At 57.1% G+C, this 10,344-nt stretch carries 14 protein-coding genes; 4 read left to right on the top strand and 10 right to left on the bottom strand.

Features of this window, described 5'->3' with window-relative positions; all coding sequences use genetic code 11:
- Window positions 1-122: 122 nt before the first annotated feature.
- From EGJ86_RS24340 to EGJ86_RS24300, 8 genes are all read right to left on the bottom strand, one after another.
- Complete coding sequence (locus EGJ86_RS24340; RefSeq protein ID WP_125836909.1) at window positions 123-1,379, bottom strand: integrase domain-containing protein; 1,257 nt, start codon at window positions 1,377-1,379, stop codon at window positions 123-125.
- A 430-nt stretch (window positions 1,380-1,809) separates the two neighbouring features.
- A complete protein-coding gene (locus EGJ86_RS24335) occupies window positions 1,810-2,313 on the bottom strand; it encodes a type II toxin-antitoxin system YhaV family toxin (protein ID WP_125836908.1) in 504 nt (167 codons plus the stop codon).
- The gene (locus EGJ86_RS24330; protein WP_125836907.1) at window positions 2,310-2,636 is read right to left on the bottom strand and encodes a type II toxin-antitoxin system PrlF family antitoxin; all 327 of its coding nucleotides are present in this window, start codon (window positions 2,634-2,636) and stop codon (window positions 2,310-2,312) included. Before EGJ86_RS24330 ends, EGJ86_RS24335 begins: the two co-directional genes overlap by 4 nt.
- 424 nt (window positions 2,637-3,060) lie before the next feature.
- Window positions 3,061-3,402: a hypothetical protein gene (locus EGJ86_RS24320; protein WP_256672504.1), complete on the bottom strand. Its 342-nt coding sequence runs from the start codon at window positions 3,400-3,402 to the stop codon at window positions 3,061-3,063.
- Window positions 3,403-3,594: 192 nt separating this feature from the next.
- Window positions 3,595-3,894: a HigA family addiction module antitoxin gene (locus EGJ86_RS24315; RefSeq protein WP_215269980.1), complete on the bottom strand. Its 300-nt coding sequence runs from the start codon at window positions 3,892-3,894 to the stop codon at window positions 3,595-3,597.
- A gap of 30 nt (window positions 3,895-3,924) precedes the next feature.
- Window positions 3,925-5,601, bottom strand: coding sequence for a hypothetical protein (locus EGJ86_RS25445; protein WP_004152517.1), 1,677 nt, complete (start codon window positions 5,599-5,601; stop codon window positions 3,925-3,927).
- A 172-nt stretch (window positions 5,602-5,773) separates the two neighbouring features.
- Window positions 5,774-6,118, bottom strand: coding sequence for a hypothetical protein (locus EGJ86_RS24305; RefSeq protein ID WP_125836906.1), 345 nt, complete (start codon window positions 6,116-6,118; stop codon window positions 5,774-5,776).
- A 209-nt stretch (window positions 6,119-6,327) separates the two neighbouring features.
- Window positions 6,328-6,921 carry a hypothetical protein gene (locus tag EGJ86_RS24300; RefSeq protein ID WP_256672502.1) on the bottom strand — a complete coding sequence of 198 codons (594 nt, stop codon included), beginning with the start codon at window positions 6,919-6,921 and terminating at the stop codon, window positions 6,328-6,330.
- A gap of 129 nt (window positions 6,922-7,050) precedes the next feature.
- Here EGJ86_RS24300 and EGJ86_RS24295 point away from each other — a divergent pair, with 129 nt between their 5' ends.
- On the top strand, window positions 7,051-8,181 hold the full coding sequence (locus tag EGJ86_RS24295) for a HipA domain-containing protein (RefSeq protein WP_125836905.1): 1,131 nt from the start codon (window positions 7,051-7,053) through the stop codon (window positions 8,179-8,181).
- Window positions 8,182-8,448 (top strand): helix-turn-helix transcriptional regulator, encoded by a 267-nt coding sequence (locus EGJ86_RS24290; protein ID WP_088177211.1) that lies wholly within the window; start codon window positions 8,182-8,184, stop codon window positions 8,446-8,448.
- 47 nt (window positions 8,449-8,495) lie between these two features.
- Here the strand turns inward: EGJ86_RS24290 and EGJ86_RS24285 are convergent, their stop codons facing one another.
- Together EGJ86_RS24285 and EGJ86_RS25735 are read right to left on the bottom strand one after the other, a co-directional pair.
- Entirely contained in the window at window positions 8,496-8,699 is a 204-nt protein-coding gene (locus tag EGJ86_RS24285; RefSeq protein ID WP_125836904.1) for a hypothetical protein, read from the bottom strand.
- Window positions 8,700-8,777: 78 nt separating this feature from the next.
- The gene (locus EGJ86_RS25735; protein ID WP_125836903.1) at window positions 8,778-8,915 is read right to left on the bottom strand and encodes a DUF4113 domain-containing protein; all 138 of its coding nucleotides are present in this window, start codon (window positions 8,913-8,915) and stop codon (window positions 8,778-8,780) included.
- A gap of 592 nt (window positions 8,916-9,507) precedes the next feature.
- Here EGJ86_RS25735 and EGJ86_RS24275 point away from each other — a divergent pair.
- Both EGJ86_RS24275 and EGJ86_RS24270 read left to right on the top strand, forming a co-directional pair.
- A complete protein-coding gene (locus EGJ86_RS24275) occupies window positions 9,508-9,912 on the top strand; it encodes a hypothetical protein (RefSeq protein ID WP_125836902.1) in 405 nt (134 codons plus the stop codon).
- A gap of 9 nt (window positions 9,913-9,921) precedes the next feature.
- Window positions 9,922-10,218 carry a hypothetical protein gene (locus EGJ86_RS24270; RefSeq protein ID WP_125836901.1) on the top strand — a complete coding sequence of 99 codons (297 nt, stop codon included), beginning with the start codon at window positions 9,922-9,924 and terminating at the stop codon, window positions 10,216-10,218.
- The last annotated feature ends 126 nt before the right edge of the window (window positions 10,219-10,344 follow it).

Below are 10,344 nucleotides of genomic sequence, written 5' to 3'. Positions count from 1 at the left end.
TTCGCCCCCGCGCTCACCGACAGAGTGATTCTGCCGGCAGCACGGGGAGGTCGCTACTTTTTCAACAGAATCGGCCGGTTTCTGCCTGTTACTACCCTCTGCTTTACGGTATTTGGCACAAATCAGCGTATCGAAACTACCTTTCTGTCCCGATTTTCCTTGATAGCTGACATCGAAAGGTTGCCGGTAGCTGCTTCCTGGATGTGTCCGCTCCACCAAGCCATCATCGGGCGTCTGCGCTCGATGTAGTCCGCCCGGTTGTAAGCGCTGCGAACCTCGTCCTTGTCGACGTGGGCAAGCGCTACTTCGATCAGTTCAGGATCCCAGCCGTGTTCGTTGAGGATGGTGCTGGCCATTGAACGCATGCCATGGCTGACCAATCGCCCTTCGAAACCCATGCGCTTCAGCGCCATATTGGCGGTCTGGCTGTTGCAGTGGGTGCGAGGGTTCCGGTCTGCGGGGAATACGTATTCACGATGGCCGCTGTAAGGCTTGATTGCTTCCAGTAACGCGAGGGCCTGTTCCGTGAGCGGAATCATGTGCGTGCGGCGTTTCTTCATCCGCTCAGCCGGGATCGTCCAGATTTTCTTTTCGAAGTCGATGTCTGCCCATCGAGTGGTAGCTGCTTCCGCTGGTCGGGTCATGGTGTGAAGCTGCCATTCGATCAGGCAACGGGTCGTTCTTTTTATGCTGGCATTGGCAATTGCCAACATGAGCTCGCTCAGCTCGTCTGGGGGCAGTGCCGCCATGTTTTTCTTTTTTGGTTTCTTGAAGACAGAGCGGATGCCGCTGAGCGGGTTGGCATGGATCAGTCCCGAGTTGACCCCGTAGGTCATGATCTCGTTGAGCCGTTGCGTCAGCCGTTTAACGGTCTCAAGGCTGCCCTTGGTTTCGAGCGGCCGAAGCAGGTTGATGACCTGTGGTGCATTGATGGCTGAGATCGGAGCCGTACCTAAGTCCGGGAAAACGTGCAGCGTCAGTGAGCGCCAGATGTCCTCGGCGTAAGCCTGTGTCACGGAGTCTTTTTTCAGCTCATACCAGGCGGTAGCTACGTTCTGAAACGTGTGTTCTGTTGCAGCCCTCTTGGCTTGCTTCAGATTGTCCCGCTCTTCTTTGGGGTCGATGCCGGTGGCAAGAAGCTCCCTTGCTTCAACGGTCATTTTCCTTGCCTGGGCAAGTGACAGCTCAGGGTATGCACCAAGCCCCATGTTGATGCGCTTCTTGGTTACTGGGTGGTAATAGTTGAAATTCCACAGCTTAGAGCCATTGCTTCTCACTCGCATTTGTAATCCATCACCGTCGACCAGGATGTAATCCTTTTCCTTGGGCTTGGCAGCTTTGAGCTTGAGCTCAGAAAGGCGAGAGGCTTGAGCGCACATTGGTATTCCATGAGAGGTTTTGGTATTCCAAAAATTACCACCTGAATGCTTGGAATACCATTTGGAATACCGGGTTTCGCGGATCCAGTCGGACGCTATCGGATCGTGACGACGCTGAAAGCCCCGTATTCACTGGGTTTCGGGCACAAAAAAAGACGTCCGTGGACGTCTCTAGATGTTGTAATGGTGGAGCCGGGGGGATTTGAATCCAAAGACACAAATACCCAGCTCAAATCAGCGTTTCAGGCACTTGGCCTCGAAAAGCTGATTTGTAGGATTTCACTCAGTCGTTTAGCAGTATAGGAACCTTGAGCCTTCCGTCAAGAGCGCATCCAAATCGATTTTCACTTCAAAGGCTTAGCGCGGTACAGGGAGGGTGTACTGGGTTCAAATCCTCGATAGGGATTTGAACCGGCAGCTTGTTGGGGGCTCAGTTGACCGAGGTGGCGACCGAATTTAATCGCGCGGTTTCCTGCGTGGCTTCCTTCAGTAGCTTATCCCACGCGTCAGGTGGATGTCCGCTTGCGAGCATTTTTCGAAACACCTTGTAGGCGTCATCGCTGCTCTCATAGGCACGCTTGGTGTCGTCATCATTAACCCACGCCAAGACGATTATCTTGCTTGGGCCGTGGTACCGGAAGAACAGCCGATACTGCTGAAAAAACTTGGCACGGAACCAGTGCTTATGTTCCTCGCCCAATGTGCCACCTTGGCGGTATTCGGGCTTGCTCGGGTCTTGTGGGATAACGTCAAAAGCCAGCTTGGCGATGGCTGCTAGCCGCTTGGCTGCATTCTTCTTGCGATAACCCACGGAGTCTTTCTGTTTTGAGAGCTCAACTTGCTGAACGAGAGTTTCGAGCTGATCCAGAAACAAGGGGTGCGCAAATACTGTCCAGCCATGGGCAACCAGTGGCTTACCGTGGTCGTGGCTCATTCATCGTCTGCCGACAGCGGGGCATCCAGATCTATCTCATTGCTATCGACCAGCGAGTGGATGCGCGCCACGAGACTTGAATCTATGGCTTGCAGGTGCTGAGGGTTCGCTGCGATGTCATGTGCAAGAAAGTTGAGAAACTGGCCGATTGCCGGGTCATCCTCAGAGTGCTCAGCACGGCTCAGTACGACCTCACCGCTGGGGCGAATCGAGTAATGGATTTTGTCGCGCTTGTTTAGCTGAAGTGCGCGGCGAACCGTCTCTGGTACCGTCGTCTGGTAGCGGTCGGTAAGGGTGGATTCGACTTCGAGTGCTCTGGCCATGATCTGCTCCGGCTCGTGTGAGTGATCTCAAGGTAATGCAAGTGCATTTTTTGGTCAATGCGATTGCATTACCTTCGCTGATTGGCGTGATTTCAGCTCATCTGATCGAGGCGAACCGAGTCAGCCTTTTCGGCTGAGAGAGGTATTAAAGTGCCTATTTTCAGGTGATTCGCTCTTGATTAGGCATTAAATTGCCTTTTCCTTGGCTCTCGCCTAGGATTTCGGCATTAAGATGCCGCCATGCCCGATGCCGATATGCACAACCTCACTCTCCAGGTTTTTACGAATGGCCAGTGGCGCAATGCCATGGAGCTCCGCTTCGAACAGCCCGAGGAAGGGCTGGAGGGGGCTTGTGCTTATGGCTACCAGCAGGGCTATCTGGTTGACTCCTTGGAGTCTGTCGGCAGTCGGCTGAATGTGGCTGTCAGCGCAGCTTACCCTCTCGGCTGGGACTCCTGGCGAGAGAATAAGGCTCCAGCGGATCGCGCTGCTGGCCGACCAGACTGATCCAGCCGGTCAGGCGCAACACCACCAGCACACGCCATGCGGTTTCGTAGCCAGCCTTTTGGCCGAGCGGGATTGAGGTTAGGTAGCGCCGCAATTGTCCAAGGCTGGCGAGTGAGCTGGTTCCGTCTGAGGCGCGCAGCATGCGCAGTACCTGCCAGCCGTTGCGTTCAAGTGGCGTCAGGCGCGTGTCGAGCATCAGAGCGGTGGGTGTGGTGAGCAGGGTGTTGTCTTGATCGGCATTGTGGCGGGATACGGTCATGTCGGTGTCTCCAGAAGTTGCAGGCATATCGCCCGATACCGTGCATCTCACTGAAGTTCTGTTTCCTTGTCTGGAAACAATACGTTCTGCGGCATAACCGTATTACCTACGGGGGGCGATGGCGGTGCGTGCTGGTGTAGAGCTGCGGTTACATGCTGGAAGTTTCTGCGTGATCAGCGCCGCCGACTGGCGCTACCGCGGAGGACGTGTGAATGACGACTGGTACAGCGGTGTGATTGGGGGATGAGGCCGTTGCCTGGCCTGCCACAACGACCAAGCCTGTTGTTCGGCCAGATACTGACGCGCCGTGCCTAGCCCGGCCAGTTCCAGCCTGTGCGCAAGTTCGGCACGGATCGGCGCATGGCAGTTGATTACTTGGTGCAGGCGGCGGGCACTGTATCCCAGGTGCGCTGCCAGGGCGTCGAGACTTATACCAAGCGCCGGAAGTACATCAAGGCGTAGCGCTTCACCTGGGTGGGGAGGGTTATACATAGTCATGGCTTGACCGTCGCCGGTTTTGCGTTAGGACTGTTGTAGTTGTTCGAGCAGACTGGTCAGCCAGTCGGGGCGAGAAGTGCTCTGCTCGTTCCGGCCGAAGAAGGCATCCAGGATGTAGCGGTTCTGTTCCAGCCCGGTGCTAGCCGCGTCGGAACGCTGTGATTTACCGATCACCTGATCCAGCGTAATTCCCGCCGCTGCGCCTTTCTCGGTCACCGTCCAGACGCCGTTGACGTTGGTGATGTCCGGCTCGAAGGGCTTGAGCTTCACGTCCTCGGAAGCGCTCAGCACGATGTTGTCCTTGATGCTGATGACCGGGGTATAGGTGGCGAATCGGCTGTCGAGCGAGGATTGCGCGCTGCCTTCGCTGGAGAACTTTGTCACCATCTGTTCGAGGAAGCCGAGGTCGCTGGTATTGCTCAAGGCGCCGTAGCCCGGATCGAGAATGTGGCGCAGGAAGCCCTGGTCGAGGCGGGTGCTGCTGATCGCAGTGCCGTTCAGGATGCGCTCGGCGGTGGCGGCGTCCTGCTCGTTGAAGCTGACCGTGAGCTGACGCCCCTGGACGTCGTAGTGGGTGCCGTTGTTGAAGTTCGAGCTCAGCCGGCCATTGTCGTGCTGGCGATAGTCGCCGAGTTCTTCGGCCAGGCGATCCACATGGGTCAGATCGGTGCCCTGTTCCTGGGCATAGGCGTACATCTCCGCGACCAGCGCGCGATCCTCGCGGGTGAGGAACTCGAAGGCGCTGCGACCGATGTTGCTGGTGCTCATGCCCTGGGCGCCGTTGGCGACCTCGGGCTCGGTGCCGCCGAACAGGCGCGAGACCATGAGGTCGTACCCGACGGTGCCGGATGTGCTGGCGGCTGATGATGCCGTGGTGACCTCACTGGCGGACTGCGTGGCGGATGACGATTGCGTTGCCACAGGTGAAGACGCGCCATCCGTTTCCTTGCGGGCGTAGGGGCCTGCGGAGACCAACTGCTCGATCAGGCTGGTGGCGCTGCTGCCCTTGCCTTCGGCCCGATGGGTCATGTAGTTGAAATCGAGGTCGATCTTCTGCTGCAGGTCGGCAGCGTAATCCTCGGGGTACTGCGCCTGCTCAATGGCCGGCAGGCTCTTGTAGTGTTCGAGCACTTCGCTGAAGAAGTTGGTGAGCTTGCCGGTGCGGTTGTATTCGTCCATGGCTTTCGCTACGGCCTTCTGCCTCCAGGCTTCTTCTTGGCTATAGGCTTCTTCCCAGGCCGCACGGCGTTCGTTGGTGGTGAAGGTGCCGCTGTCGTCGTAGGTGATCAGGGCCAGTTGATCGCGGGACATACCCTTGAAGGGATTGCTGCCGGAACCATTGACGAAGCTGGTGGCCTGCTTGGCACGGGCCAGCAACTCAGGGTCGTCGGTGTTAGGCACTTCGGCGTTGTGCTGGGCCTTGTTGGCGAAATAACTGTCGCCCGTAATCTGGTTGAGTAGTGCAGTGGCCTTCTGGCCCAACTCCTTGTGGCTGAGGCTGGTATCGCGGGTCTCGGCGCGCACAGCCGCCTCGCTCAACTGGCGGGCCAGGTTCGAGACGGTGCTGGAGGTGCCGGTGCTGCCCGTGCTTGTGGTGGCACCGGTCTTGTCGTCAGCAGCTACGGGTTGGGCCGTGGCACTGGTACTGCTGCCAGTCACGCGGCTGCTGGACAGGGATGTGTAGGTAGTGATACCGACCATGGTTGCTCTCTATGCGCATGTCGCTGCGACGTATCTATCCGAAAAGACTCATACTTTACGTACATAACGGCACGTTGGCGAAAAACTTTAGGCTCCGCTTGCCAAAGGACTGCTGATTGGCGTAGAGGGGCGCCATGGGGCAAGCAGACCGCATGGCGCCCCGCCAAGGTGGCTAGTAGCTGTAGCGGTAGGTCACAGTGTCGCTGCCGGCGGGATAGCCCGGCTGCTGGCCGCCCTGCACACGGTGGCGAATGATGACTCTGGCGCCATTGCCGAAGCTCTGGCCGTTATAGGTGGTCAGCGTGCCGGAAGAGTTCGGCAGGATGGCCGTGCAGCTTACCGGGTTGCTGTTGTAGGGGCGGTAGTAGCACAGTTCGACAGTCTCGCCTGTGTTGTTCGGGTAGGACGTCGTGCTCCAGTCGATGCCCTGCAATGTCTTGGTTTTGTTACCCGTGCCACTGGGAAAGTCGGAACTGATCAAGCCGAACTGGGCCAGCCCGGTGCCGTTGTTGACCACGATTATGATATCGGGACTGTCGGTCTTGGTGATGGTCGCGTCGATCGCATAGCCATATTACGATGCCAGGATCAGCGACAGCGCGAGCAGTTTCGTTGCGAGTAGCTTTTTCATAATGTTCTCTTTCCTGCTTTGAAATGATTGATGCCGTTACAGAGGCCCCGGCTAAGCGCAGCATGGCGCGGGGCGTGCCGTTACGGTGTAGCGAGCTACTTGATCGTGAATTCGACCGCCCATGCATGCGTGGAGATGTTGGTCGAGGTGATGGTGGCGGTACAGGTGGCGCCGCCGCTGGCGGTGTACGACTTGTTCCACGAGGGAACCTTGATGCCGCCGGAGGTGTACCCATTCACGTAGTTCGTGTTGAAGACGCAGGTCTTGTTGCCGATCTTGTAGCGGACGACCGCATAGTTAACATCGGGTGAGATGGTGCTTTGTACCGAGTAGGTATTAGTGGCGCCCGGTGGTACGGAAGCGGCGGGTTTGGGCGTTGCGTTGGCGTAGGTGCTGGTTTCGTTGCTACCGACGATGCTGTACGCCGCATCGGCTGTGCCCAGATTCTTGATGGTGATCGCGACAGGCGGCCCCGCATGAGCCGCACCAGCGGCGGACAGTGCAGCGGTAGTGAGCAGAGCGAGCAGCGATTTGCGTGCGTGCATATTGGACATCTCCATATGATGGATATAGGCATTGCATTTCGACACGGACGTGTCGCGGTGGGTGTTGCTCTGGGCGCGCGACCCGATCCGGGTATGCCGGGCCAGTGCTGCGAAGGCGGGACAAACAAGGCGGAGGCGATGCACGATGTGTCGTTGCCACCGGAGGGCGGCGTAAATGCCTTGAATATTTCGAGGGATGAAGGTGGGCCGCCACGGGTGTTGAAGCACCGTGCGAACCGGACTTGCCTGGCGGGAATCGATTGATGCGATCCATTGCGCCGCTCCCTGCGTCATCGTCCAGCGTTTCTCTTCGACATCCTGCCATCAGGCGCTGCCAGACGCTTTCTACTGAAGCGCTTGGGAGGCGAGCGACCTGAGGGCCTCAACCTGGATCTCTATCTCTTGGGGCGTTGCACGCCCGCACCGATTGGCAATCTGCGTATCAAGGAATCTGTCGAGGCGATTGCGGGCAGCCCTATGTTGGGTTTCACGCGCGATGAGGTCATTCGTCGGGACGCTCGCTTCCTTGAATACGCTTATGAGCAGGGGGCAGCCATAGGTGGTGCGACTGGGGCTGGTGGCGAGGCTCCCAAGTTGCTGTTGACGGAGGATCGCCATGGTGCGTTGCACCCGGATGCAGTACTGCCTGACGAGGAGGCTGCTCAGCACTGGTTTGTGAAGTTTGCGCGCAACAAAGCCGCGCAGACGGATCAGGACATCCTTCGCAGCGAGTACTGTTTTTATCGAGCGATTCAGCAGTTGGGGATGGATACCATTGCGGCTGACGGGCTGGCGTTGGAGGAGGGCAATAAGCCCAGTCTGTGGATGCACCGCTTTGATCGGGAGATCAGCTCTGCAGGTGTTGGGCGAACTGCCGTGGAGTCGATGTACTCGCTATCTGGTGTGACCGAGGCGGGGAGCTACATGCTGCACTCCCATGTTCTGCGAAACCTGGTCGAGCTATGGCAGGCCGTTGGGCAGGGACAGCAGGTTGAGGATCTGGTGTTCGAATACATGCGGCGCGATCTGCTGAACCAGATTCTTGGTAACTCAGATAACCACGGGCGCAACACTTCCATTCTTCGCACTGAGCAAGGTGTACGGCTGGCGCCGATCTATGACCTGGCCCCCATGGTCATGGATGAGGAAGGGGTCACGCGCACGACGAAATGGCCAAAGCACATCGAGCTGGCAGGAGAGGTCAACTGGAGAGTCGCCTGCGCCGAGGCGGCAGAGTGGGTAGATCCTGATGAGTTGTTCCAGAGGTTGAGAGCAGCAGCGCAGGAGTTCCAGGTGCTACCTGACTTGCTGAATGCGGAAGGGCTTCCCGCCTCAACCATGAATCACCCCCGTATCGCGCTGAGAAACCTCCGGCAGCGCCTGGTTCAGTGGGGTCTGATCTAAATGGACATTCTTGAGCGCAATCGCGTGTTGAATGAGCTACAGCAGCAGTTGGCTTCTGGTGAGATCACTATTGGTGCGGCCGTTCGGCGTCTGCGCAAGGAAGTGACTGGCCTGCAGCAGGCCAGATTCGCACAGATGTGCAAGCTGTCATTGCGCGCTTTGCGGCAGCTAGAGCTTGATGAGAGCAATCCGACTGTTCAGACGCTGAATAGCGTCTTCAATCCGTTTGGTATGCAGGTTGGCATCGTGCCGAAGGCGCCGCGCTGAAGTGAGCTCTTAATCCTGCACGGCAAGGTGGGGGAGCCACAGCTCATTTATACCCCGAGATCCTCTTCTAGCTGGTCGCGCAGGTACTTTCGCAGATGTGCCTTGTCTGGGTTTCGAAGGTATTCGGCGGCAAGTTCGTCACGGATGACTTCTGAGGGGCTGAGCTCCTCAGAAACAAACAGCAGGCTTTGAGCCTTGTTGGAGCCAAATTCAAGCTCGTACTCGAAGTAAAGCTGTGGGTCGCCAGGCATTTACACAGGCCTCCGGTGGTCGAACTGGAGTAGCTACCTTTGGTCAACGGCAGCTACAGGTCGGGTGAGTACGGCTTTCTAAACCTGTCCATACGCGCCTGCCACTTCATCCCGGCACGCGGTGTATCTCGGGCTCAGCATCTCCGGCCGCATCGACCAAGCAGGCTTCGTCGGCCACTCGGCCAATGCGTAACGTATCTGCTCCCTGCTGCTCATTGATCTGACCTACAGCGGCCATCAGTTGCTCTGCACCACGTCCTGGTTTGGCGCAAAAGATCCAGCGTGCCCACCATTGCTGACTCAAATCCATCAGTCAGATGTAGCACTTGGAGAAGGATGCGTGCATGCAGCGAGGTTGGGGGCGAGGAGCATGCGAGGCTCCAGGCAATCTCCTGGGGCGCACGAGGGCTGACTGGGTCGCGAACTCCATTTTATATCGGGAAGTTGTGCTTTTATATGCTCCATGAACTTGTCTAAAACTTGTCTAAAACTTGTCAATATATATGTATTGTAATTAAGGGTTGGTGGATTTTTCTGTTATTGCTTGACGGTTATTGGGTATTGATGTTTATTCTATTTAAACGTTGAGGTGTGTGGCGGTAAGGTGAAAGAGTGGGTCGAGGCGAAGTGATGGTGGTCCAAGCGGTGTAGGGTTAATAACTTTGAGCCGTTTATACGATGGCGCCTGGTATTTCTAGCTAGTCGGTCGTCTTTAGTTGGCACATTGAAGAATAAGCCTTGGGGAAAGTTAGCCAGGGCGGGGTGGTTGCACCCTGAATTCAGATGAGCGGAATAATGGGAGTTACTCATGGATGCCTTGGGCAAGATTACAGCACTGTTATACGGCACTGGAGAAGTGATGGCCGGCATTGAAATGAGCTGGGAGCAGGCGCGCGAACGCGTGCTGGCCCGAGACCGTTCCTTGTGGATGCAGTATTGCATTGTCCGCGATTGGATCTGGATTGACCTGATCCTGGACGAGGATCAAGTAGCGCTATTTCACGCGGCAGGACAGCAGCCGGTGCTGCTGTATGCGCACAACGTGCTGTTCGACAGTGAGCGGCGCTTCGATGTCGGCGATTGGGTGCGCACCACGGCCTTGGTGAACTTCAGCGAGGGCTGTTTCTTCCAGACCCGCAACACCTTGTACGTCCTGGTCGGAGACGGCCAGCGCAAGCAGGCCGAGTTCTCCACCGTCATGAGCCTGTTTTGAGCGGGGGCAATGATGGGTACCTCTGATCCGTTAAACGAACCAGTGCGCTGCGACCTCTGCGGGGGCGAGACGAGTGTCCCCGGCTATGGCCAGCAGCTTGGGGTGCTGCACGCCCGCTGGGGTTACGGCGCACGGCATGATGGTGAACGGTATCGGGTGCGCCTGTGCGAAGGCTGCTTCTTCCAAGTGCTGGCATATATCAAGCAGGAGCGTCGGATACAGCATCTGTTCAATGATGAGCCACTGGATGATCAGGATTTTGGTTTGGTCGCTCGTGGAGATTATTGGGGGGATGTGCGCGATTGATGTTTTAAGTGTGGTTTTGGCTATTTAATTGCTCGGAGTAATGGTTATGTGAATCGCCTCGGGTTTCGTGGAGGCCTCAACTCTTGAGAAGATGAGGCCATGAGAAAGACTACGACCTACTCCCCC

This window comes from Pseudomonas sp. o96-267 (assembly GCF_003935465.1).
Lineage (GTDB): Bacteria > Pseudomonadota > Gammaproteobacteria > Pseudomonadales > Pseudomonadaceae > Aquipseudomonas > Aquipseudomonas sediminis.
This window is presented reverse-complemented; position numbering and strand designations above follow the sequence as displayed.